Here is a 23,279-nt window from a genome sequence, read left to right as displayed (position 1 = left end):
TCAGCCGACCATTGAGGCCGCGATGCCGTCGAGGATGTCGTGTTCACTGACGATCAACTCATCGACACCGGCGCGATTGTGCAGCATTCGTGCCAGCTCTTCGACAATGATCGCGCCGCCCCCGATCACGTCGGCACGCCCCTCATGCATCGGTCCCAGCGCGGCGCGCTGGTTACGGGTCATGCCGATCAGCTGCCCACAGACCGCCAGCAGCTCGTTACGCCGGACACGTGAAAGGTGAATAGCCGCAGCGTCATACGTCGTCAGGTGTTGCGCCAGCGCCGATAGCGTCGTCATTGTCCCGGCCACCCCCACCCAGGTCCGGGCCGTCTCGACCGGCACCGCGTGCAGGGCCGCATCCAGCCGCCGGCGGACCAGCCGGCGAGCGCTCCCCACCTCCTCGGGCGTCGGCGGGTCGGTGTGCAGACAACGTTCCGTCAACCGCACACAGCCGATGTCGACCGAAACCCCGGTCCACACCTCCCCGGGATCGCCCAGCACGATCTCGGTGGAGCCACCACCCAAGTCGACGACAATGAAAGGTGCTTCGGCGGAATCTAATTCGCCCACCACCCCGCGGAAGGACAGCTCAGCTTCCGCAGCGCCGCTGACCACCTCCGCCACCGCCCCGGGCACCACGACTCCCAGCACTTCGGCGGTCATCGCCAAAAAAGCGTCGCGATTGGCGGCGTCGCGGACGGCCGAGGTGGCCACCATCCGCACCCGCTTCACGGCGTGTCTCACGCACAATGCCGCGTAATCAGCAAGCGCGGAGCGGGTCCGCTCCAGTGCCTCCGGCGCGAGCCGGCCGGTCGCGTCGGTTCCCTGTCCCAGCCGCACGATGCGCATCTCGCGGTGCACGTCGCGCAGGTGCCGGTCGACCGCCTCGGCGATCAGCAGCCGGATCGAGTTGGTGCCGCAGTCGATCGCGCCGACGCGGTTCATGGGCGCCGCGTCTCCGGCGCGGCTCATGCCCACCGCCCCGGCACCAAGATCCCGGTCTGTTCCAACTCGAGGCGCGGTTCGGAGGCGAGCAGCGCCAACGCCTCATCACCGAGCGGATTCACCCCGGGGCCCTTGGCCAACGAGTGCGCGATCAACGCGTGCAGGCATTTGACCCGCTCGGGCATGCCACCGGCGGAGACTGTCGTCCCCAGCGGGTGGATCGCATCACGCTCGGCCAGGTAGGACTCGTGGGCTCGCCGGTAGGCGGCGGCCAGCACCGGATCGCGCCGCAGCCGCTCGGTCATCTCGCGCATCACACCCGAGCATTCCAGCCTGCTCGCGGCGGCCGTCAACACCGCATGGGTGAGGTAATACAGCGTCGGAAACGGGGTGCCGTCGGGCAATTTCGGGGCGGTCTTCACCACGGCGGGTTCACCGTTGGGGCAACGATAGGCGATCTCGAGCACCCCGCGAGGCTCCCGTCCGAGCTGACGCGCCACCGCTTCCCAGTCGGTTGGATCAACCACCGGGCGAGGGGGGACTCGGCGGGACGGTCGCGGGCGGGGCCACCGGGGATTGCGAGCCGGCAACCGGTGGTCCGTGTGGAGCGTCGGCGATGGTGTGCCACAACGCCGTATACCAGGGATCGTTGCTGGCCGCGGGCGTTGCCCCGGGTCCTGGTTGCGTGGGGTCGGCTGCCGTGGCGGGAAGTTGCACCTGAAACGGGATGTCCCCGGGCTTCACGAACCCAAGACGTTCACGCGCCTGCGCCGCGATGTAGGCGGGATCGGCCAGCCGGGCTTTCTGCTGCTCCAGATCGGCGATCTGCCGCCGCAGCGCGGCTTCGGTCGCGGCCAACTGGGTCATTTCGGTGCGCTGCGCGAAATATGTGCGCACCGGGCCCGTGATGGTCAGCGTCAAGACACAGACAACCGCGGCCAGCACCGCAGCCCGGCGAGCGGTGAATCCCAGCCGTTGCTCGGACCGCTGCTCGGCCGATTCGGTGACCGACCGCTTGAGGGGCTCGATGACGGCTGCCGCCTGCGCTCGCGGTGAGCCGCGATTGCTCTTTGTCGGCGGCGTCCGCGGAGGTCCCTCGAGCGAATCACCGGCTGCGCCCGGCCGCGACGCAGGTGAGCGCCGCTTCGGATGGGTCCGTTTCGCTTCCGGCATCTGGTTTCGGCTGCCAGACTATTTCGTTTCCTTCATTTCTGGAGTGTATCGGGGAAAGGCCAGATCGCCGGCGTAGCGGGCGGCATCGCCGAGCGCTTCCTCGATGCGCAGCAACTGGTTGTATTTGGCCACCCGCTCGCTGCGCGCCGGCGCCCCGGTCTTGATCTGACCACCACCCACGGCCACTGCTAGGTCCGCGATGGTGGTATCTTCCGTCTCCCCGCTACGGTGACTCATCACCGTGCGGTATCCGCTGTGATGGGCCAGTGCCACCGCATCCAGGGTTTCCGTCAACGTCCCGATCTGGTTGACCTTGATCAGCACGGCATTTGCCACTCCCCTTTCGATGCCGTCTTCGATCCGCTCGGGATTGGTGACGAAAATGTCGTCGCCGACGACCTGGACCCGGTCGCCGAGCGATGTGGTCAACGACACCCAGCCATCCCAGTCATCCTCTGCAAGCGGGTCTTCCAGCGACACCAGCGGATAGCTGGCGAGCAGCCCGGCGTAGAAGTCCGTCATCTGATCGGCGGTGAGCGTTTTGTTTTCGAAGCTGTACCCGGTTTCGTCCGCATAGAACTCGCTGGCCGCCGCGTCCAGCGCCAAAGCCACGTCGGCGCCCGGGCGCAATCCCGTCTGCTCGATCGACAGGCAGATCAGGTCCAGCGCCGCCGTGGTGCCCGCCACGTTCGGCGCGAAACCACCCTCGTCGCCCAGACCGGTGCCTAGTCCCTGTTTTTTGAGCACCGACTTGAGCGCATGATAGACTTCTGCGCCCCATCGCAGTGCCTCGGAAAAGCTGGGCGCGCCGATCGGCGCCACCATGAACTCCTGGATGTCCACCGCGGTGTCGGCGTGCACGCCACCGTTGAGGATGTTCATCATCGGCACCGGCAGAATGTGGGCGTTCGGCCCGCCAAGGTAGCGGAATAACGGCAACTCCGCGGAATCCGCGGCCGCCTTGGCCACAGCCAGTGAAACACCGAGGATCGCGTTGGCGCCCAACCGCGACTTGTCGGGAGTGCCGTCCAAGTCCACCAGCGCCTGGTCGACCAGTCGCTGATCATCGGCATTGAGCCCGATGACAGCCGGTGCGATCTCGTCAAGCACGGCCTGCACGGCCTTTTTCACACCCTTGCCGCCGTAGCGCTCACCGCCGTCGCGCAACTCGACGGCCTCATGCTGCCCCGTCGACGCCCCCGACGGCACCGCTGCCCGCGCGAACGTCCCGTCGGTCAGGGCCACCTCGACCTCGACCGTCGGGTTGCCGCGGGAATCAAGGATCTCGCGGGCACCGACCTGCTCGATAATGGGCACTGCCTTCTCCTCGCATCGTGACCGAGTTGCGTGTTCACCGCGGCTACGGACATCACGGGCGAGAATTCCCGGGCCCGGACCGTCCGGCGGAACACCGCAGCTGGCGATAGCCTAATGCCGCACCGACGGTCCGAGGAGCCGGCACCCAAGTTCGACGAGGCTAAAGGGGGTGACCAGCCGCGTAGGCGGTGGCCCAGTCCCGCACCGCCCGCGCGTACGGGCCGGAATTGTTGTAGGCCCGAAGCGCGGTAATCCATCCCCGGGGTGTTGCAAGATCCTTTCCGCGCCAACACAAATACCCTGCCGCGGACAGTGCGGCATCGTCGATGTTGTCCACGCTGGCGACCCCGTCGTTGTGCGCGTCGACCCCATACAATCGCCAGGTCTCCGGAATGAACTGCATCGGCCCCATTGCCCGGTCGGCGGCCGAGTCACCGTCCATGCCGCCGTCGTCGCTGTCGACGATGCGCATGGTGCCGCCGGTGCCGTCGAGGCGCACTCCCCGAATGGGCGGACGCACATCGCCGTTGGGTGCAATCGTTGCGTGGTGGTAGGTGCCGTGGTGACTTTCCACCTCCCCGATGCCGGCCAGCGTGGTCCACGCGAGATGGCATTTCGGGTTCTCCACTTCGGCGACCCGCGCCGCGTACCCGTAGGCCTCCAGCGCGATCACCGGGATCTTCAGCGCCGCGGCGCGTCGCGCCGCCCACTCGTGCAGTTGGTCGGCGGGCCGGCCCTTGAGGTGCGTGTCGACCGGCGGCACCGGGTCCCCCGCCGGCGGTGGCACGCCCTCGGGGATGACAGCGCCGAGCTGCCACGTGCAACTCGACGACAAGAGCACCGCCGTTGCCCCCAGGACAGCGACCGCCCGCAACCATCGCACCGGCGACACACCACTTCCTAAGCCGTCTTGGTCACCACCATCGTCGCACGCCTTCGGGAGCACCCACCTCCATAGATTCTGCGCCGCACCATGCCCATCGGCCATTGTCAGGACCATACCGCCTAACGGGTGTGGTTTTGGGGACCAAGCGCACTGCCGGGAAACGGATGTTCACCGGCACCGGCGGCTGCGTGCCGGATCGCGGTTCCCGCGAGCGGGGCGGCTCCCCGGTCACTCGGCTTCGGCGGCGCCGGACGGGTCGTCCGCGCCGCTAACCTCGGCGGCTTCCTCCAAGTCGACCATCTCCCCCACCGGCGGCGGCCAGTACGCCCGCCACTCTTCCTCGGTGATCGCGCCCAGCGGGGTGACATCGAGCTCCTCGGCAACGTCCTCCCCGCGGCGCGCGGCAGCGACGGCCTTCTCCGTGCTCCGGACCGCCTCCATGAAATCCAAAACCGCTGCCCGAAGAGCATTCTCGACGTCGACTTCGGCTGAGACGGTGACCGACGTCAGCGCGGCAGGGATCAGGTCGGCCGGCACCCCGGCTGTGCTTGCCCGTTGAAGCACCTTCTGCGCCAATGCCAATGCGGGCTGAGCCGTCGGAACACCGTCCATAATCGAGTTTCGCGACTTTCGGGTGTTCTCAACGGCCTTGGCCTGCTCCCATTGCGCCAACTGGTCGCCAAGCGAGATCGCCTCGCCGGCAAGCACTCCCGGCACCCGCCTGGTCAGCTTTCGGACTAGCGTGTCGGCGACGTCGTCGATGGTGAACGGGTGCTGTGGCGCTTCCTCGGCGATACGCGCATGGAAGAGCACCTGTAGCAAGACGTCACCGAGCTCTTCGCGCAGATCGTCCGCGTCGCCACGACGGACCGCATCGAAGAGCTCATAGGTCTCCTCCAGCAGGTAGCGACGCAACGAATCGTGGGTCTGTTCGCTTTCCCACGGCCCGGCGGTGCGCAACTTATCCATCATCGCGACCGCGTCGACCAGTCGTTCGCCCCGCTGCTGGTCGGGTGCCGTGATCAGCCGCTCCCCGGCGGCCAACCGCGCCACAACGGCCGGATGATCAGGGTCAGACGACAACAGCACGGGAGCGTCGTCACCGGAATGCACCGGTCGCGCCGCGGGCAGTGACCAGGGCACCGCGACGGGCATTTCCTCGGTGTATTGCACCTGCCCCCCCAGTAATCCGATCGCTTCGACGGGCACCAGCGACGGGCGGCGCGGATCGACCAAGACCACGGTCATCGCGGGTGTTGCCCCCCACCGAAGGTCGCCGGGTGCGGCAACCGCCCCACCTCCCGGCTCGCGTCGTCGCCCGTTGTCACGGAATTCGTTATATCAATTTGCTGCTGCGGATTCCCATCGAGTGCCGATACCAGCTCGGCCACCATGCGCACCAGCTCAAGGTCGCGGATTCGCGGCGCCCCGGCACCACCGCCCGCCCGGGGAATCGGAACCTGCACCGTGGCGGTGGTGGCGCTGTAGCGTGCCCCCGGGTACCTGCGCGCCAGGCGCACCTGCGCGGAGTCCGGCAGGGTCAGCGGCGAGAGCCGCACCGTCGCCGCGGAGACCGTCGAGACCTCGGTGATGCCGCGATCACGGCACAGCAGTCGCAGCCGTGCCACCGCCACCAGCCGCCGAGCCGGTTCGGGCAGCGCCCCGTAACGGTCGGTCAGCTCCTCGACGACGGCGTCGATGGCGGCGTCATCCGACGCGGCGGCCAGTCGCCGGTAGCCCTCCAGGCGGAGCCGGTCGCTGGCGATGTAGTCCGAAGGCAGGTGGGCGTCCACCGGCAGGTCGATGCGGATGTCTTTGGGCTCCGCAGGCGACGTGACGGTGTGCCCGTCGACGGCGGCCCGGTACGCTTCGACCGCCTCGCCCACCAGGCGCACATACAGGTCGAACCCGACACCGGCCACATGCCCGGACTGCTCGACACCCAGCACGTTGCCGGCGCCGCGGATCTCGAGGTCTTTCAGCGCGACCGCCATGCCCGCGCCCAGTTCGTTGTTCTGCGCGATGGTGGCCAACCGGTCATAGGCCGTCTCGGTCAACGGCGCATCGGGTGGATAGAAGAAGTAGGCATAGCCGCGCTGGCGGCTGCGCCCGACCCGACCGCGCAACTGGTGCAGCTGAGACAGCCCGAAGCTGTCGGCGCGCTCGACGATGAGGGTGTTGGCGTTGGTGATGTCCAGGCCGGCTTCGACGACCGTCGTGCACACCAGCACGTCGTAGTCGCGGTTCCAAAACCCCGCCACGGTGCGTTCCAGCAGCTCCTCGGGCATTTGGCCGTGCGCGACCGCCACCCGGGCCTCGGGCACCAAGGCACGCACCCGCGCCGCGGCCCGTTCGATGGTGCTGACCCGGTTGTGGATGTAGAACGCCTGCCCGTCGCGCAACAACTCACGCCGTAACGCGGCGGCGATCTGCTTGTCGTCGTGGGGACCGACGTAGGTCAGCACCGGGTAGCGGTCCTCGGGCGGGGTCAGGATCGTGGACATCTCCCGGATGCCGGCCAGGCTCATCTCCAGGGTGCGCGGGATCGGGGTGGCGCTCATGGTGAGCACGTCCACCTGGGTGCGCAGGCTCTTGATGTGCTCCTTGTGTTCGACGCCGAAACGGTGCTCCTCGTCGACGATCACCAGCCCGAGGTCTTTCCAGCGCACCCCGGTCTGCAGCAGCCGATGGGTGCCGATCACGATGTCCACGCTGCCGTCGGCCATGCCGTCGAGCACCGCACGCGACTCGGCGGCGCCGGTGAACCGGGACAGCCCCTCGATTCGCACCGGGAACCCGGACATCCGCTCCCGAAACGTCTGCAGATGCTGGTCGCACAGCAGCGTGGTGGGCACCAGCACGGCCACCTGTTTGCCGTCCTGTACGGCCTTGAACGCCGCGCGCACCGCGATCTCGGTTTTGCCGTAGCCGACGTCACCGCAGATCACCCGGTCCATCGGGATCGGTTTTTCCATATCGGCTTTGACCTCGCGGATCGCGGTGAGCTGGTCGGGGGTTTCGGTGAAGCCGAAGGCGTCTTCCATCTCGGCCTGCCACGGGGTATCCGGGCTGAACGCGTGCCCTGCCGTGGCCTGGCGCTTGGCGTACAGCGCCACCAGCTCGCCGGCGATCTCGCGGACCGCGCGGCGGGCCTTGTTTTTGGTGTTGGTCCAGTCGCTGCCGCCCAGCCGGCTCAGCGCCGGCGCCGGCCCGCCGACATACCGCGACAGCTGGTGCAGCGAATCCATCGGCACGTAGAGCTTGTCGGTCTGCTTGTCGGCTCCGCGTCGGCTCGACGCGTACTCCAGCACCAGGTATTCGCGCCGGGCCCCACCCACGATGCGCTCGGTCATCTCCACGAACCGCCCGATCCCGTGCTGGTCGTGGACCACCAGGTCGCCGGCGGTAAGCGCCAGCGGATCGACGGTGTTGCGTCGTTTGGCCGCCAGCCGTTTTCCGTCCGCGGCGACCGCCCGGTTGCCGGTCAGATCGGTCTCGGTGATGAGGACGAGGTTGGCGCCGGGCACCACCAGCCCGGTGCGCAGCGGGCCCTTGAGCACACCGACAACCCCGGGTTTCGGCGCCGCGCCCGGCTCCAGAATGGCTGCGGGCGTGTCGTGCTCGCCCAGCTGCTCGACCACCCGGTGCACCGTCCCGGCCCCGGGGGCGACGATCACCGCGTAGCCGCCGCCAGGCTGGGCGGTCAGCACGTGCGCGCGCAGCGCCGCGAAAACGGCCTCGAGGTCACGCTGATGCCCGCGCGCCGCCGGTGCCGCGCGGACATCCAATTCGAGGGCCGACTCGTCGGACAGCTGGCTCAGCGTCCACCACGGGTGACCCGACCGCCGGGCCGCGGCCCGCACCGCGTCGAGTTCGACGAAGCCCGAGCCGCCGAACGCCTCCACGTCGATGGGCGCCGAGGTCCGTGGGCCCCCACCGGTTGCGGCCGTCGACCAGGAAGCCTCGAGGAATTCCCTGCCGGTTTTGATCAGGTCGGCGGCCCGGGCACGGACCTTTTCCGGGTCGCACACCAGCACCGGGGTGTCGGCGGGCAGCTGATCGGTCAACAACACCTGCTGCCCGGGACGTAGCACCGGCAGCAGCGCCTCCATGCCGTCGACCGGGATGCCCTCGGCCAGCTTCGCGAGCATGTCGGTGATGCTGCCGAGGACCGGGGTATCACCACGGGCGTGGTCTTCGAGCAGTTTGGCGGCGCGGGTGCGGACCTCCTCGGACAGCAGCAACTCCCGGCACGGCATCGCCACCAGGGTGTCGACGCGCATATCGGGGATCGACCGCTGGTCGGCGACGGTGAACATGCGCATCTCGGTGACCTCGTCACCCCAGAACTCGACGCGCACCGGATGCTCCGCGGTCGGGGGGAAGACGTCCAGAATCCCTCCGCGAACCGCAAACTCGCCGCGTTTGCCGACCATATCCGTCCGGGTGTAGCCCAAGTCGACCAGCCGGGCGATCACCCCGTCAAAGCCGCCGTCGGCGCCGGTGTCGGTGCCCACGCCGAGCGTCACCGGCTCGATCATGCCCAGCCCCGGCGCCATCGGCTGCAGCAACGAGCGCACCGGGGTCACCACCACCCGCAGCGGGGCCCCGGTGGGATCGGGGTCGGGGCGGGCCAGGCGGCGCAGCACCGTCAGCCGCACCCCGACGGTGTCCACCCCGGGCGAGAGCCGTTCGTGCGGCAGGGTCTCCCAGGACGGGAACATCGCCACCGCGTCCCCGAACACGCCGCGCAGTTCGCCGGCCAGGTCCTCGGCTTCCCGGCCGGTCGCGGTAACCACCAACAGCGGGCCGCGGCGGGCCAGGGCGCTGGCAACGAACGGCCGGGCACCAGCCGGGGCGACCAGGCGTAGCTCGTCGGGCCGCTCGGCCGTGCGCTCCATGAGCTCGCGGAATGTCGGCGCCCGCAACGCCAGATCAACCAGCCCCGCGATCGGGGTATCTGGGCAGGCAGGCCCCGGTGCGGTCATGATGACGCCATTGTAAGGCGGCCACCGCCGCCCAAGCCGGTCCCGGCGGCGGCCGGCAGTCGTCGCGACCGCCGCCCCGGCGCCCCGGGCGTCTCACGATTCGACGGTTTGGCGGTTACTTAAGAGAAGTTTAAGATGGTCGCCGGTGACGAGTAGCGGTCAAGGCGTATGCCCATCGACTCGCCCGCCGGGTATGCCCGCCGGGCCGTCGGGGAATTCCACCGGGAGCCTGCCGGTCCACCGCTCATCACCGTTTCGAGACCGAACCGCTCCCCAATTGTGTACGCGCGCCTGCTGCGAAGTGCTCTCTAGCGGGCGGAGCATCAAATCCCGGCCCCGGGGAAACCACCGGTGCCAGACAGGAGGTTGTCGTGAGCAGGTTTACCGAGACGATGTTCCGCAACGCCCGCGAGAGCACCAAGGGCATGGTGACCGGAGAGCCGCACAACCCGGTCCGGCACACCTGGGGTGAGGTTCACGAGCGCGCCCGCAGGGTGGCCGGCGGGCTGGCCGCGGCCGGGGTCGGGCACGGGGATGCGGTGGGCGTGCTGGCCGCCGCCCCGGTGGAGATCGCGCCGACCGCGCAGGGGCTCTGGATGCGCGGAGCCAGCCTGACCATGCTGCACCAGCCGACACCGCGCACCGACATGGCCCTCTGGGCGACGGACACCACCACCGTCATCGACATGATCGAGGCCAAGGCGGTCATCGTTTCCGATCCGTTCCTGCCGGCGGTGCCGTTGCTGGCGGACAAGGGTGTCCAGGTGCTCACGGTCGAGCAGTTGCTGGCGTCCGAGCCGACAGACCCGGTCGACACCGACGAGGACGACCTGGCCCTGATGCAGCTGACCTCGGGCTCGACGGGATCCCCGAAGGCCGTGCAGATCACCCACCGCAACGTGTACGCCAACGCCGAAGCCATGTTCGTCGGCGCCAAGTATGACGTCGAGACCGACGTGATGGTCAGCTGGCTGCCGTGCTTTCACGACATGGGGATGATCGGTTTCCTGACCGTGCCGATGTACTTCGGCGCCGAACTGGTCAAGGTCACCCCGATGGACTTCATGCGCGACACCTTGTTGTGGGCGAAGTTGATCGACAAGTACCGGGGCACGATGACCGCCGCCCCCAACTTCGCCTACGCACTGTTCGCCAGGCGGCTGCGCAAGCAGGCCAAGCCGGGACAGTTCGACCTGTCCACGTTGCGTTTCGCGCTGTCGGGCGCCGAGCCCGTTGACCCGGCCGATGTCGAGGATCTGATCGACGCGGGTCGGCCGTTCGGGCTCAAACCCGAGGCGATCCTGCCGGCTTACGGCATGGCCGAGACGACGCTGGCGGTGTCGTTCTCGCCGTGTGGTGCGGGGTTGATCGTCGACGAAGTGGACGCCGACCTGCTGAGCGCGTTGCGACGCGCGGTGCCCGCCACCAAAGGCAACGTCCGCCGACTGGCCTCGCTGGGGCCGCCGCTCGACGGTTTTGAGGTCCGGATTGTCGACGAGGACGGCACGGTGTTGCCCCCTCGCGGTGTCGGGGTGATCGAACTGCGCGGCGACTCGCTCACCCCGGGCTATCTCACCATGGGCGGGTTCCTGCCCGCGCAGGACGAGCACGGCTGGTACGACACCGGCGACCTGGGATATCAGATGGAAAACGGCCACATCGTGGTCTGCGGGCGGGTCAAAGACGTCATCATCATGGCGGGCCGCAACATCTATCCGACCGACATCGAGCGGGCCGCCTGCCGGGTTGAGGGTGTGCGGCCGGGGTGCGCGGTCGCGGTGCGACTCGACGCCGGGCACTCGCGGGAGAGTTTCGCGGTCGCGGTGGAGTCCAACAGCTGGCAGGATCCCGCCGAAGTGCGCCGCATCGAGCACCAAGTCGCCCACGAGGTGTTGGCCGAGGTTGACGTGCGGCCGCGCAACGTGGTCGTCCTGGGTCCCGGGACCATTCCGAAGACGCCGTCGGGAAAGCTGCGCAGGTCTACCTCCGTCACCCTGGTCACCTGAGCTGCCCGGCGCTGACCGGCGCGGCGCCCGGCGGGCCGATCACCAGGCGTGCACCACGTTTTGGGCGGAGTCCAGGCCCAGCTCGATGAGCAGTTCGGTGGCGTCGGCGGCCCGCTCGCAGATTGTGGGAACCTGCGGCCGCTCGGCGGCGGTGAAGTTCTCCAAGACGAACACCGCCGGATCTTTGTGTCCGGGCGGACGGCCGATCCCGATGCGAATGCGCTGAAAGTCTTTGGTGCCCAATGCAGTCGCCACCGAGCGTAACCCGTTGTGTCCGCCCTCGCCGCCGTCGCGTTTGAGTCGGATGCGCCCGAACGCAATGTCAAGATCGTCGTGGATGACGATGATGTCGGGCGGTGCCACCGAATAGAATTGCGCCAACGGGGCCACCTGGCGGCCCGACTCGTTCATGAAGCAGCGCGGCTTGGCCAGCACCACCGAGCGGCCGGCCAGCCGACCGCTGAGAACCTCGGCACCGGAACGCTTATGCGCCTTGAACGTCGAACCGAGGCGCGCGGCGAGGATGTCGGCGACCATGAACCCCAGATTGTGCCGGGTCCGGGCGTAGTTCGGCCCTGGGTTGCCCAGGCCGACCACCAGCAGCGGCTCGGCCACGCCGGCGGCCGGCTACTCGGATTTGGCTGCGCCGGACCCGGTGTCCGCGGTCTCTCCGGGAGCCGGCGCGGCCCCGGGCAGCTCGCCGGCACCCTCGACCGCGAGCTGCTCGGCGGTCGGGGCGTAACCGACGTTGACGACCAGCAGGTCCGGATCGGACACCAGCCTGGCGCCCGGTGGCAGCGGAATTTGTCGCGCGGTGAGCTGGGTACCGGGCGCGGCGCCCTCGACCGAAACGGTCAACCGTTCGGGGATCGACAGCGCCTCGGCTTCGATCTCGAGGCTGGCGGCCTCCTGGGTCACCAAGGTGCCGGGCTCGGGCTCGCCGTCGACGTCGACCTCCACCTCGACGACCACCTTCTCACCACGCCGCACGATCTGCAGATCGGCGTGCTGGATGGTGCGCCGGATCGGGTGGATGTCCAGCGCCTTGGTCAACGCCAGTTGCTGCTCACCCTCGATATCGAGGGTGAGTACCGCATTGGTGCCCGAGTGGCGCAGCACGGCCGCGAATTCCAGCGCGGGCAACTCCAGGTGCAGGGGGGGTGCGCCGTGGCCGTAGAGCACGGCGGGAATCCTGCCGTTGCGCCGCGCCCGCCTGGATGCCCCCTTGCCGGTCTCGGTTCGCACCGATGCGCTCAGCCGGTTGGCCGCCCTAACCGCAGATGTAGCCATAGTTCTCTCCGATTCCATCCTGGCCCGGAGGGGATGGCGACGGCCACAGAGATGCCGGTTCCCGTCGATAACGGTGCTCGGCGCTGCTGCCGATCTCACCCTCGCCGTGACGCCCGCACAGGGTAGCGCATCGGCGGCTCAGGGTGGAAATTCGGTGCCGATGACCTGCAGGGAAATCCCTCCCCCCGGCTCAGCGCCCAACCGCGAGCCCCACCCGAACGTGGCGGCTACTTGGCGGCCACCGTGAATCCGCGGATGATTTCCTCGACGTCGGCGGCCTGGGCGAAGGCCTGGTCGGCCAGGGTGGTGATGGAAAGCTGAACCAGGTAGCGCTGCTTGGCGGGCGGTGAGCCGGTGGCGATGACGATCCGGCTCCAGGTGTGCAGCCGCCTGCCGTCAAGGTCGTAGCTGCCTTGAATCATCGCCGACGGAAAACCGTGGAAGGCGGCCGTGGAAGCGTCCAGCCGCCTGAAATTCTGGGACAGCTCGGCGTCGTCATAGCCGTGTTTGACCGCTTCGGCGGCATCGAAGTCACCGCGCAGCTTGAACACCACCAGCATGGCCGTCGGAAGCTCACCGCCTTTGGCGATGATCTCCGTCTCCGGCTTGATGTTCGGGTTGGTGCGGTTCTCCCAACCCGGCGGCGTGGGAATCGACACGGTCAGGTCGGGCAACGTGCGGGGATCCACCTGTTCCCCGGATACCCCTATGCCTTGCAGATACTGCGCGAATGGAACCGGCCGGGTGGTCGCCGTGGTCGTGGTGGGGGTACTGCTGGTCGTCCAGATCGACTGGTAGTCAGGGACTTTCGGCCCACCACAAGCGACCGCCGCCAACGCAAGCCCGGCGCCGGCGGCCAGCTGCACGGCGCGCATCCGCAGCAACCTGACCGGTGCGCCCCCGGGCCGGGGGCGCCGTCGCCGGGCGGGATCGCTGCGGGCCGCCTCGTCGCCCCAGCGGGTCACAGGATCTCGTAAACGCAGTCGACCGGGCGGGCCAGCCGGGTGCCCTTCGGGGTGATGACGAACGGCCGTTCGATGAGGATGGGGTGGCGGGTCATCGCGTCGAGCAGCTCGTCATCGGTCGCCTCGGCCAGGTTTAGCTCCGCATACAGCGGCTCTCGCCTGCGCACCGCAGCACGCACCTGGATACCGGCGTCATGGATCATGCGGACCAGTTCATCGCGTGCCGGCGGGGTCTTCAGGTACTCAACGATCGTCGGTTGGAATCCCTTATCCTGCAACAACCTCAGTGTTTTACACGACGTACTGCATTTGGGATTGTGGTAGATAACGATAGTGTTTGCCGTCGGCTGCATCTACGCGTCTCCATCGAAAAGCCCGGTGACCGAACCATTTTCGAAAACTGCCCGAATGGTGCTGGCCAATAGCGGCGCAATCGAGAGCACGGTGAGTTGAGGAAACCGCTTCTCCTCACCGATCGGTAGCGTGTTAGTGACAATCACCTCGCGGACGCCGCACCCGGCCAGCAGCTTGGGGGCCGGGTCGGACAGCACGCCGTGGGTGGCGGCGACGATCACGTCACCGGCGCCGGCCTGGTGCAGCAGCGGCACCGCACCGGCGACGGTGCCTCCGGTGTCGATCATGTCGTCGACCACGATGCAGGTCTTGCCGCTGACTTCGCCGACGACGCGGTTGGACTTGACTTGATTGGGCACCCGCGGGTCCCGGGTTTTGTGAATGAACGCCAACGGCACACCGCCCAGCGCGTCGGCCCATTTCTCGGCCACTCGCACCCGGCCGGAGTCGGGGGAGACGACGACCATGTCGTGACCGGTGTAATTGTCCTTGAGGTATCCGGTGAGCAAGTTCTGAGCGCGCATGTGGTCCACGGGCCCGTCGAAGAAGCCCTGGATCTGATCGGTGTGCAAGTCGACCGTCACGATCCGGTCGGCGCCCGCGGTCTTGAGCAGGTCGGCGACCAGTCTCGCCGAGATCGGCTCGCGACCGCGGTGCTTCTTGTCCTGTCGCGCATAGGGATAGAACGGCAGGATAGCGGTGACCCGCTTGGCGCTGCCGCGCTTGAGGGCATCCAGCATGATCAGCTGTTCCATCAGCCACTTGTTCAGCGGCTTAGGGTGCGATTGCAGCACGAACGCGTCACAGCCGCGGACCGATTCGTGATAGCGCACGAAGATCTCGCCGTTGGCGAAATCGCGCGCGGTCTGCGCGGTGACGTGAACGTTGAGCTCCTTAGCGACCTGTTCGGCCAGCTCGGGGTGCGCGCGACCCGCGAAGAGCATCAGGTTCTTGCGATTATCGGTCCAGTCGTGGCTCAACGTGCTCCCCCGCCGTGTGGGTTCCTGATGACCGCTTCATGGTACGTAGCCCGGGACCGATTTTGTGGCCGGGTTGGCGGATAACGGCTTCACCGGTCCGGTTCTGGTCGCGGAGGTGTCGGCGGCGCGGCGGCGCGCGCGTCGGCGGCGGCTTTTCGGGCGGCCTCCGCCGCAGCACTGCCCGGCCGTTTGCGCTGCACCCAACCTTCGATGTTGCGCTGCGGACCCGCGGACACCGCCAGCGCGCCCGGGGGGACGTCGCGACGCACGACGGTGCCGGCACCGGTGTAGGCGCCATCGCCGACGGTCACCGGCGCGACGAACATGGTGTCCGACCCGGTGCGCACATGAGAGCCGATAACGGTGCGCTGCTTGGATTCGCCGTCGTAGTTGACGAAGACGCTGGATGCCCCGATGTTGCTGTGGTCACCGATGTCGGCATCCCCGACGTAGGTCAGGTGCGGCACCTTGGTGCCGGTGCCCACGGTGCAGTTCTTGGTCTCGACGAACGCGCCCAGTTTGCCCTCGGCTCCCAACACCGTGCCCGCCCGCAGGTACGCGAACGGGCCGACCTGAGCCCCCTCGCCGATGACCGCCGAGATGGCGTGGGTGCGAATGACCGATGCCTGGCTCCCCACCACCACATCGGTCAAGGTGGTGTCCGGTCCGACGGTGCAGCGCTCGCCGACGCGGGTGCGGCCCAGCAATTGGGTTCCGGGCTGGATCACGGTGTCACGCCCGATGCTCACGTCAAGATCGATCCACGTGGTCGCCGGGTCGACAACGGTCACACCGGAAAGCTGGTGGGCGGCCACAATGCGCCGGTTCAGCTCGGCGCCCAGCTCGGCCAGCTGAACGCGGTTGTTGACCCCGGCTACCAGCGCGCTGTCATCGACCGGGCGGACATGAACGACCCGGCCGTCCTGGCGCATGATCGCGATGACGTCGGTGAGGTAGAGCTCCCGCTGGACGTTGTCGGCGCGCAGCCGGCTCAGCGCCGACCGCAGCGCGGCGGCGTCGAAGGCATACACCCCGGCATTGACCTCGCGGATTCGCCGTTGGGAGGGGGTGGCGTCGGCATCCTCGATGATCCCGATGACCTCGTGATCCTGGGTCCGCAGGATGCGGCCGTAACCGGTGGGGTCGCTCAAGGTGGTAGTCAGCATGGTCACCGCCGCCTGCCGGGCGTTGTGCGTGGCGATCAGATCGGCCAGCGTGTCGGCGTCTAGCAGCGGAATATCCGCCGAGGTCACAACGACGATGCCGGCATAGTCGTCCGGCAAGGCCGATAGCGCGCACATCGCGGCGTGCCCGGTGCCGAGCGGCTGCTCCTGCATCGCCACGTCGATGGTGCGCCCGAGGGTGCGGGCCAAATCGGCGACGACCGGCGCGATGCGCTGGTGATCCGCGCCGAGCACCACGACCACATGCTGGGGCGCCACCTTGGCGATGGTGTGCAAGCAGTGCGCCAATAGGCTGCGGCCGGCCAGGGTGTGCAGCACCTTCGGGGTGTTCGAACGCATCCGCGTTCCCGCGCCCGCCGCCAACAGAACCACCGCGGATTCACCTTGAGCCGTCATAAGCACTCCTGCGCCGGCGATACGAGCCGAAAGCCCCGCTCCGTCGCCAGGACTCGAACCTGAACTCTCAGAACCAAAATCTGATGTGCTGCCGATTACACCACGACGGACCACCCATCAGCGGCAGCGCCACTGATGCCTCGACGTGACTTTAGTCCGGCGACGATGCCGGCCCGTCGCGGGCCGGCGAGAAGCCGGACCATCACACCCGCGGCGACGATGCCGGCCCGTCGCGGGCCGGCGAGAAGCCGGACCATCACACCCCGTCCGGCGACGATGCCGGCCCGTCGCGGGCCGGCGAGAAGCCGGACCATCACACCCGCGGCGACGATGCCGATACCCTGGAGCCGTGGCTGTGCTGGATAAAGGCCCGGATAAACAGGTGCGTACCCCACGCGCCAGGATGACCGGCAGCGAGCGCCGCCATCAGCTTATCGAGATCGCGCGATCGCTGTTTGCCGAGCGCGGCTACGACGGGACCTCGATCGAGGAGATCGCGCAGCGTGCCAACGTCTCCAAACCGGTGGTGTACGAGCATTTCGGTGGCAAGGAGGGGCTCTACGCCGTCGTTGTCGACCGCGAGATGTCGGCGCTGCTGGACGGCATCACATCCTCGCTGACCAACAACCGCTCCCGGGTGCGGGTAGAGCGGGTCGCCCTGGCGCTGTTGACGTACGTCGAGGAACGCACCGACGGTTTTCGGATTCTGATCCGCGATTCTCCGGCGGGCATCAGTTCGGGCACCTACTCCACCCTGCTCAACGACGCGGTCAACCAGGTCAGCTCGATCCTGGCCGGTGATTTCGCCCGTCGCGGCCTGGACCCGGAGATGGCACCGCTCTATGCGCAGGCGCTGGTGGGCTCGGTGTCGATGACGGCACAGTGGTGGCTCGACGCCCGAGAACCCAAGAAGGAAGTGGTCGCCGCGCATCTGGTGAACCTGGTCTGGAACGGCCTGACTCACCTGGAAGCCGATCCCCGCCTGCAAGACGAGTAGACGTGGGTGATCCATCGAACGGTCCGCCGGATCAAGGATCGCAGGTTCCCAGCACCGAGGACGGCGGCCCGGGTCACACCCCGGTGAGGGGCGCCGGCACCACCCGGGCGCCGTGGACCGGGCCACTGGCGACCCGAACGGTGCGGCACACCCCCGCCCCTGACAGCTGCATGGCGACATCGACGGCCGCGGTTGCCGACTGGCACAGGAACGCGCACGTCGGTCCCGAGCCGGAGACGATGCCCGCCAGTGCGCCCGCGTCTACGCCGGCGCGCAATGTGCGGCGCAACTCCGGAGCCAAACTCACCGCGGCAGCCTGCAGATCGTTGCCCAACAACCGCGCCAACCGCTGCGGATCGCCCGCGGCGAGGGCCGCCAGTACCGGCCCGGGGTCGCCCAGCCGTGGGGGCCGGCCAGTTTTCCTGAGCCGATCCAGTTCGCTGAACACCGCCGTGGTGGATAACCCGCTGTGGGAGAACGCCAACACCCAGTGAAAGGTGTTGCGGGCAAGCACCGTAGCAAGCCTCTCCCCGCGGCCGGTCCCCAGTGCGGTTCCGCCGTGCAAGGCGAACGGCACGTCGCTGCCCAGCCGCGCGGCCAACGCGTGCAGGTCGCGCCGAGGCACGCCCAACTCCCATAGCGTGTTCAGCGCGACCAACACCGCCGCTGCGTCGGCGCTGCCGCCGCCCATCCCGCCGGCCACCGGGATGGACTTTTCAATTGTGATCGAGACATCCAGCGCGCGCCCCACATGGCTCGCCATCAGCTCGGCCGCCTGCCAGGCCAGGTTGCGCTCATCCGACGGCAGCTGGTCGGCCCCTTCTCCACGGATATCGAGGGCGAGCAGATCGGCGCTGCGGACAGTGACCTCGTCGAACAGCGAGACGGCGTGAAACACCGTCGCCAGCTCGTGATAACCGTCTCGGCGCCGATCGCCAACCGCCAGGAAGAGGTTGACCTTTCCGGGCACCCGGACCGTGACCGACCCGGTGGGCACCCACTCGCCGGCGGCGGCTACGTCAGAGGCGGGCACGGCATGAGACTATCGCCGCTGCGCCCAAACCACACGGTATGCCGACGACGCCGGGGTGGCAGCCGTGCCGGTGGCGGCCCGGGAAAGAACCGGCTCGTGCCCGCCCCCTCACCCGGCCGGGGCGGGTTGCTGAGGTGTCTTTCGGCTTCGACTGCTGTTCGCATCGAACTCCCCGCAACGCCGGAGGAGTCGCACAAAGTCATCGATGGACAGCGTCTCCCCGCGACGGGCGGGGTCGATACTCGCCGCGAGCAGCCGATTGGCGGATTCGTTCCCCGAGCCTGCCCACTCGGCGAAGGCATTGCGAGCTGTCTTGCGCCGCTGAGCGAATGCGATGTCCACTAGTTGGAAGACACGCTGACGGAAGGCGTCGTCGGTGGGCCATGGCGGGGTTTCATAGCGATCGACCCGCACCAAGCCGGAATAGACCCGCGGGATCGGCCAGAAAACCGTTGGGGACACGGTGCCACAACGGCGGACCCGCCCATAGAAGCGCACTTTGACGCTGGGTGCGCCATACTCTTTGGTTCCGGGCTCGGCGGCGAGCCGTTCGGCGACTTCTGCCTGCACCATCACCATTGCGTTCCGCACCGAAGGAAATTCGGCGAGCACGTGCAGCAATGCTGGAACCGCAACGTTATACGGCAGGTTGGCGACCACCGCCGTCGGTTGGCGGGCAAGGTCCGCATTGCGGACGGACAGGATGTCGCGGTGAAGCACCGTCAGCCGATGGATTTCGCTGTGCGAGTGCGCCGCAACAGTTTTCGGCAACTGGGCTGCCAGCACCGGGTCGATCTCCACCGCGGTGACCGTGGCTCCCCGGTCAAGCAGAGCTAACGTAAGCGAGCCGAATCCCGGCCCGACCTCCAGGATGTGATCACCCCGGCTCACCCCGGCAGCCGAGACGACCCGGCGCACCGTGTTGGCGTCGTGGACGAAATTCTGTCCCAACGATTTATGCGGCCGGAACTCGAGTTCTTTGGCCAGCCGCCGGATTTCGGTTCGGCCGAGCAGCCGGATGGTCAGTTCGCACCCACTCGCGCACTGCACGCCGGCCAGGCACCCCACCCCTGGCGGGCTCGCACCGCCTCGGCGACGGCGATCTGTTCTTCTTTGGTGGCAAGGTCGGCGCGCGCGGCGTACTGCAGTCCGCCGTTGCGCTCCCAGGTTCCCTGGTCGAATTGCATGCCGCCGTAATATCCGTTGCCGGTGTTGATCGCCCAGTTTCCGCCGGACTCGCAGGCGGCTATCGCGTCCCAGACCGATCCGTCGAGCACCGCCGGCACCTCGGTGCCCGGCTTGGCACCGACGCGTACCACCGCCTCCCGGGCGGGGGTCACCACGGTGCTGGCCACCGGAAGTCGTCCGGTCTCGACGCCGTTGACCTTGGCGACCGCAAACGTCACGTCCTGGGTACCGGGGGCGCCCGGGTCTTCGACGATTTCCCGGCTCTTGTTCATCGTCGGATCCTCGATCCGGCGCACCGGCGGGGCCAGTGGCACCTGTTCGGTCACCTTCTCGATGCGGTTGCGGGTCACCTGGATCCGCATGCCGTCAACCACCGGCGTGGCCGCACCCGGCGCCACCTGGTCGCTTTGCTGCAGCGGCGCACCGGCGACCGCCAGCAACTCCCCGACGTTCGGCGCGGCAAGATGCACCGAGCGCACGACGCCACCGTCGTTGATCTGAACGGCTTTGGCGCTGACAACCGGCAGGGCCATTCCCGCCAGGGGAACTCGGCTTCCGCGGGAAGCCGCAACCGGCGCCGTGTCGGTCATCGACAGCTGAGCCAGCGCCTCGTCGACCGTGGAGGCCGTCGTCCACACCTGTTTGGCGTCCTTACCGTCAAGGGAGATCAGCAGCGGCCGGCTGCGGCGCAGCACGATCTTGTCGGCGTCGTGCAGCCGCTCACCGGCGGCCGGATAGAGATCATCGCGCTCATCGACGTTGAACCCATTCTCCTTGAGGAGGTCGATCACCCGCGACTTCATCGTCGTCACCGTCAACGGCGCGCCATCGACACTCAGGGTGACCGTCTTGCGGGCGGCGACCGCGTAGCCACCGGAGAGGGTGAGCGCGAATAGCATCGCGCCGACGAGACAACGCAGGATCGGTGATCGAGTCTGATGGAGCTTGGCAAGTACGTTCAACCGCGTGTATCCCCGAGGTTCAGCAGCACTTCACAGCGCTTCAGCGACAATCGACGGGCAGCCGGCGTGCGACCACCGATCGATCACAAGACGGTAACGAACTGGCCTAGATAGAGCAACTATGCCGCTTGGCTCTTAGAATTCTCTTAATGATTTTTAGAAAACGCTCAATCCGTAGATTCGCTCGGCGTTGGCGGTCGTGATCTCCGCCACCTCCGCCGCGGGGCGGCCTACCAGCGTGGCAAGTGCCCGCACCGTGTACGGCAGGCAGTACGGCTCGTTCGGCGCACCCCGGTAGGGATGCGGCGCCAGGAACGGCGCATCGGTTTCCACCAGCATCTGCTCCAGCGGAATCAGCGGGACGGCTTGCCGCAACTCGTGGGCGTTACGAAAGCTGATCGTCCCGGACAGGCTGAGTATCCAGCCGGCGTCGGTGCAGGTGCGGGCCATCGCGCCGCCCGACGAGAAACAGTGGAAGATCACGGTCTGCGGGGCACCTTCGGCGCGCAGCACGTCGAGCACCTCGGTGTCGGCTCGCCGATTGTGGATCATCAGCGGTTTGCCGGTGCGCTTGGCCAGGTCGATATGCCAGGCGAAGGCCTCGCGCTGGGCATCCGGGGGCGCGCAGCCCTGCAACCGGCCCGGCCAATACAGGTCCATCCCAGTCTCCCCGATCGCGACGACCCGCGGATGGGCCGCCAGTCGCTCGATCTCGGCGCGGGTCGGGCCGGTGAGCGCGTTCGCGCGAGTGGGGTGCAGCGCCACCGCGGCGTAAACCCGTGGCTCCCATTCCGCCGCCCGGGTCACCCAACGCGCCGAGTCCAGATCATCGGCGACGGTGATCACCGCGATGACCCCCGCCGCCGCCGCACGGTCGACGATGGCGCGCACCCCGTCGGCGTCCCGGGCGCCGCAAGCGTCGAGGTGGGTGTGCGCGTCGACCAATGGCGTCAACGGCTGCGGGAGGGGCGGCGGTTCTCGGTTACCGGGCCGATCGGAACTCACCCCGCACACAATAGGGTGGAGTGTCGATGAGGCCTTACTACATCACCACCGCGATCACCTATCCCAACGCCGCGCCGCACCTGGGACACGTGTATGAGTACATCGCCACCGATGCCATCGCCCGGTTCAAGCGGCTCGATGGCTTCGACGTGCGCTTTCAGACCGGCACCGACGAGCACGGCCTCAAAGTTGCGCAGGCGGCCGCCGCCGAGGGCCTGCCCACCGCGGAGTTGGCCCGGCGCAACTCGGATGTGTTTCAGCGCCTGCAAGAACGGTTGAACATCTCTTTCGACCGGTTCATCCGCACCACCGACCCCGACCACTACCGGGCGTCCAAAGCGATCTGGCAGCGGATGGCCGACGCCGGCGACATCTACCTGGACAGCTACTCCGGGTGGTATTCGGTGCGTGACGAGAGGTTTTTCGTCGAATCTGAAACCAGGCTGCTCGACGACGGCACTCGGGTGGCAACCGAAACCGGCGCCCCGGTGACCTGGACCGAGGAGCAGACCTATTTCTTCCGGCTCTCGGCCTACACCGATAAGCTGCTGGCCCACTACCGGGCCCATCCCGATTTCATCGCCCCCGAGGTGCGGCGCAACGAAGTGGTCAGCTTCGTCTCCGGGGGGCTGCGCGACCTGTCCATCTCCCGCACCTCATTCGACTGGGGGGTGCCGGTGCCCGGTCATCCCGATCACGTCATGTACGTCTGGGTGGACGCGCTCACCAACTACCTGACCGGTGTCGGCTACCCCGACACCGACTCGGAGTTGTTCTGCCGCTACTGGCCCGCCGACCTGCACATGATCGGCAAGGACATCATCAGGTTTCACGCCGTGTACTGGCCGGCGTTTTTGATGTCGGCGGGAATCGAGCTGCCGCGGCGGGTCTTCGCTCACGGCTTTCTGCTCAACCGTGGCGAGAAGATGAGCAAGTCGGTGGGTAACGTCATCGACCCGGTGGCGTTGATCGAAAGGTTCGGGGTGGACCAGGTCCGCTACTTCTTGTTGCGGGAGGTCCCGTTCGGCCAAGACGGCAGCTATAGCGACGAGGCGATCATCACCCGGATCAACGCCGACCTGGCCAACGAGCTGGGCAACCTGGCGCAACGAGCGCTGTCGATGGTGGTCAAAAACCTTGACGGAATCGTTCCCGCGCCTGGCGAGTTCGCCGGCGACGACGAGGCGCTGCTGGCCATGGCCGATGGCCTGCTGGAGCGGGTGCGCGCCGATTACGATGCGCAGGCAATGCATTTGGCCTTGGAGGCGATTTGGCTGACGCTCGGCGCCGCCAACAAATACTTCTCGGCACAGCAGCCGTGGGTGCTGGCCAAGAGCGCGTCCGAGGCCGACCGGGCGCGGTTGCGCACGGTGCTCTACACCACCTGCGAGGTGGTGCGTATCGCAGCGCTGCTGATCCAGCCCGTCATGCCCGAATCGGCGGCCAGACTGCTGGATCTGCTCGGCCAGCCCGCCGATCGGCGGACCTTCGCCGCCGTCGGGGAGCGTCTGGCCCCCGGCACCGTCCTGCCGCCGCCCACGGGGGTGTTCCCGCGCTACCGGGTCGACTGAGTTCAAGAGTTCAGCCGCGAAAGTGCATCCCCCGACGCG

At 67.8% G+C, this 23,279-nt stretch carries 20 protein-coding genes and 1 tRNA gene; 3 read left to right on the top strand and 18 right to left on the bottom strand.

The window, feature by feature from the left end:
• From QJR12_RS12090 to mfd, 7 genes are all read right to left on the bottom strand, one after another.
• Positions 1-945 carry a Ppx/GppA phosphatase family protein gene (locus QJR12_RS12090; RefSeq protein ID WP_300582490.1) on the bottom strand — a complete coding sequence of 315 codons (945 nt, stop codon included), beginning with the start codon at positions 943-945 and terminating at the stop codon, positions 1-3.
• A gap of 23 nt (positions 946-968) precedes the next feature.
• A complete protein-coding gene (locus tag QJR12_RS12085) occupies positions 969-1,472 on the bottom strand; it encodes a DUF501 domain-containing protein (protein WP_300582361.1) in 504 nt (167 codons plus the stop codon).
• Positions 1,465-2,118, bottom strand: coding sequence for a septum formation initiator family protein (locus QJR12_RS12080; protein WP_300582359.1), 654 nt, complete (start codon positions 2,116-2,118; stop codon positions 1,465-1,467). The genes QJR12_RS12085 and QJR12_RS12080 overlap by 8 nt, the downstream gene beginning before the upstream one ends.
• 18 nt (positions 2,119-2,136) lie before the next feature.
• Positions 2,137-3,435 carry a phosphopyruvate hydratase gene (gene eno, locus QJR12_RS12075; RefSeq protein WP_300582357.1) on the bottom strand — a complete coding sequence of 433 codons (1,299 nt, stop codon included), beginning with the start codon at positions 3,433-3,435 and terminating at the stop codon, positions 2,137-2,139.
• Between the two features lie 160 nt (positions 3,436-3,595).
• Entirely contained in the window at positions 3,596-4,327 is a 732-nt protein-coding gene (locus tag QJR12_RS12070) for a lytic murein transglycosylase (RefSeq protein ID WP_300582356.1), read from the bottom strand.
• A gap of 222 nt (positions 4,328-4,549) precedes the next feature.
• Positions 4,550-5,569 (bottom strand): nucleoside triphosphate pyrophosphohydrolase, encoded by a 1,020-nt coding sequence (locus QJR12_RS12065; protein WP_300582353.1) that lies wholly within the window; start codon positions 5,567-5,569, stop codon positions 4,550-4,552.
• Positions 5,566-9,309: a transcription-repair coupling factor gene (gene mfd, locus QJR12_RS12060; RefSeq protein ID WP_300582350.1), complete on the bottom strand. Its 3,744-nt coding sequence runs from the start codon at positions 9,307-9,309 to the stop codon at positions 5,566-5,568. Before mfd ends, QJR12_RS12065 begins: the two co-directional genes overlap by 4 nt.
• Positions 9,310-9,680: 371 nt before the next feature.
• Between mfd and QJR12_RS12055 the strand changes: the two genes are divergently transcribed.
• Entirely contained in the window at positions 9,681-11,315 is a 1,635-nt protein-coding gene (locus tag QJR12_RS12055; RefSeq protein ID WP_300582347.1) for a fatty acyl-AMP ligase, read from the top strand.
• 39 nt (positions 11,316-11,354) lie between these two features.
• Here the strand turns inward: QJR12_RS12055 and pth are convergent, their stop codons facing one another.
• The 7 genes from pth to QJR12_RS12020 all read right to left on the bottom strand — a co-directional run bounded on the left by pth (position 11,355) and on the right by QJR12_RS12020 (position 16,594).
• Positions 11,355-11,930, bottom strand: a complete 576-nt coding sequence (gene pth / locus QJR12_RS12050; RefSeq protein WP_300582344.1) for an aminoacyl-tRNA hydrolase — start codon at positions 11,928-11,930, stop codon at positions 11,355-11,357.
• Positions 11,931-11,942: 12 nt separating this feature from the next.
• Complete coding sequence (locus tag QJR12_RS12045; protein ID WP_300582342.1) at positions 11,943-12,605, bottom strand: 50S ribosomal protein L25/general stress protein Ctc; 663 nt, start codon at positions 12,603-12,605, stop codon at positions 11,943-11,945.
• 227 nt (positions 12,606-12,832) lie between these two features.
• Complete coding sequence (locus QJR12_RS12040; RefSeq protein WP_300582488.1) at positions 12,833-13,480, bottom strand: LpqN/LpqT family lipoprotein; 648 nt, start codon at positions 13,478-13,480, stop codon at positions 12,833-12,835.
• Positions 13,481-13,566: 86 nt separating this feature from the next.
• Positions 13,567-13,923 carry an arsenate reductase (glutaredoxin) gene (arsC, locus tag QJR12_RS12035; protein ID WP_300582339.1) on the bottom strand — a complete coding sequence of 119 codons (357 nt, stop codon included), beginning with the start codon at positions 13,921-13,923 and terminating at the stop codon, positions 13,567-13,569.
• On the bottom strand, positions 13,924-14,904 hold the full coding sequence (locus QJR12_RS12030; protein ID WP_300582337.1) for a ribose-phosphate diphosphokinase: 981 nt from the start codon (positions 14,902-14,904) through the stop codon (positions 13,924-13,926).
• An 89-nt stretch (positions 14,905-14,993) separates the two neighbouring features.
• Complete coding sequence (glmU, locus tag QJR12_RS12025) at positions 14,994-16,484, bottom strand: bifunctional UDP-N-acetylglucosamine diphosphorylase/glucosamine-1-phosphate N-acetyltransferase GlmU (protein WP_300582334.1); 1,491 nt, start codon at positions 16,482-16,484, stop codon at positions 14,994-14,996.
• 38 nt (positions 16,485-16,522) lie between these two features.
• Positions 16,523-16,594, bottom strand: a tRNA-Gln gene (locus tag QJR12_RS12020).
• A 293-nt stretch (positions 16,595-16,887) separates the two neighbouring features.
• Here QJR12_RS12020 and QJR12_RS12015 point away from each other — a divergent pair.
• Positions 16,888-17,481, top strand: a complete 594-nt coding sequence (locus QJR12_RS12015; RefSeq protein ID WP_300582486.1) for a TetR/AcrR family transcriptional regulator — start codon at positions 16,888-16,890, stop codon at positions 17,479-17,481.
• Positions 17,482-17,554: 73 nt separating this feature from the next.
• Here QJR12_RS12015 and QJR12_RS12010 read toward each other — a convergent pair whose 3' ends face one another.
• From QJR12_RS12010 to QJR12_RS11995, 4 genes are all read right to left on the bottom strand, one after another.
• Positions 17,555-18,514 (bottom strand): 4-(cytidine 5'-diphospho)-2-C-methyl-D-erythritol kinase, encoded by a 960-nt coding sequence (locus tag QJR12_RS12010; RefSeq protein ID WP_300582331.1) that lies wholly within the window; start codon positions 18,512-18,514, stop codon positions 17,555-17,557.
• Between the two features lie 108 nt (positions 18,515-18,622).
• Positions 18,623-19,564 (bottom strand): 16S rRNA (adenine(1518)-N(6)/adenine(1519)-N(6))-dimethyltransferase RsmA, encoded by a 942-nt coding sequence (rsmA, locus tag QJR12_RS12005; protein ID WP_300582328.1) that lies wholly within the window; start codon positions 19,562-19,564, stop codon positions 18,623-18,625.
• Positions 19,537-20,664: a resuscitation-promoting factor gene (locus QJR12_RS12000; protein ID WP_300582325.1), complete on the bottom strand. Its 1,128-nt coding sequence runs from the start codon at positions 20,662-20,664 to the stop codon at positions 19,537-19,539. The genes rsmA and QJR12_RS12000 overlap by 28 nt, the downstream gene beginning before the upstream one ends.
• Positions 20,665-20,820: 156 nt before the next feature.
• Positions 20,821-21,669 carry a TatD family hydrolase gene (locus QJR12_RS11995; RefSeq protein WP_300582323.1) on the bottom strand — a complete coding sequence of 283 codons (849 nt, stop codon included), beginning with the start codon at positions 21,667-21,669 and terminating at the stop codon, positions 20,821-20,823.
• A 26-nt stretch (positions 21,670-21,695) separates the two neighbouring features.
• On the opposite strand from QJR12_RS11995, the gene metG reads away from it, so the two are divergent.
• Positions 21,696-23,240 (top strand): methionine--tRNA ligase, encoded by a 1,545-nt coding sequence (metG, locus tag QJR12_RS11990; protein WP_300582483.1) that lies wholly within the window; start codon positions 21,696-21,698, stop codon positions 23,238-23,240.
• Positions 23,241-23,279 lie beyond the last annotated feature (39 nt).

Source organism: Mycobacterium sp., from assembly GCF_029961025.1.
GTDB lineage: Bacteria > Actinomycetota > Actinomycetes > Mycobacteriales > Mycobacteriaceae > Mycobacterium.
This window is presented reverse-complemented; position numbering and strand designations above follow the sequence as displayed.

Excerpts from the sequence above, each read along its gene's own strand:
- QJR12_RS12040 (WP_300582488.1), bottom strand. The coding sequence starts at position 13,480 with ATGCGCGCCGTGCAGCTGGCCGCCGGCGCCGGGCTTGCGTTGGCGGCG.
- QJR12_RS12065 (WP_300582353.1), bottom strand. The coding sequence starts at position 5,569 with ATGACCGTGGTCTTGGTCGATCCGCGCCGCCCGTCGCTGGTGCCCGTC.
- QJR12_RS12045 (WP_300582342.1), bottom strand. The coding sequence starts at position 12,605 with ATGGCTACATCTGCGGTTAGGGCGGCCAACCGGCTGAGCGCATCGGTG.
- mfd (WP_300582350.1), bottom strand. The coding sequence starts at position 9,309 with ATGACCGCACCGGGGCCTGCCTGCCCAGATACCCCGATCGCGGGGCTG.
- QJR12_RS12015 (WP_300582486.1), top strand. The coding sequence starts at position 16,888 with ATGACCGGCAGCGAGCGCCGCCATCAGCTTATCGAGATCGCGCGATCG.
- QJR12_RS12080 (WP_300582359.1), bottom strand. The coding sequence starts at position 2,118 with ATGCCGGAAGCGAAACGGACCCATCCGAAGCGGCGCTCACCTGCGTCG.
- QJR12_RS12090 (WP_300582490.1), bottom strand. The coding sequence starts at position 945 with ATGAACCGCGTCGGCGCGATCGACTGCGGCACCAACTCGATCCGGCTG.
- glmU (WP_300582334.1), bottom strand. The coding sequence starts at position 16,484 with ATGACGGCTCAAGGTGAATCCGCGGTGGTTCTGTTGGCGGCGGGCGCG.
- arsC (WP_300582339.1), bottom strand. The coding sequence starts at position 13,923 with ATGCAGCCGACGGCAAACACTATCGTTATCTACCACAATCCCAAATGC.
- metG (WP_300582483.1), top strand. The coding sequence starts at position 21,696 with ATGAGGCCTTACTACATCACCACCGCGATCACCTATCCCAACGCCGCG.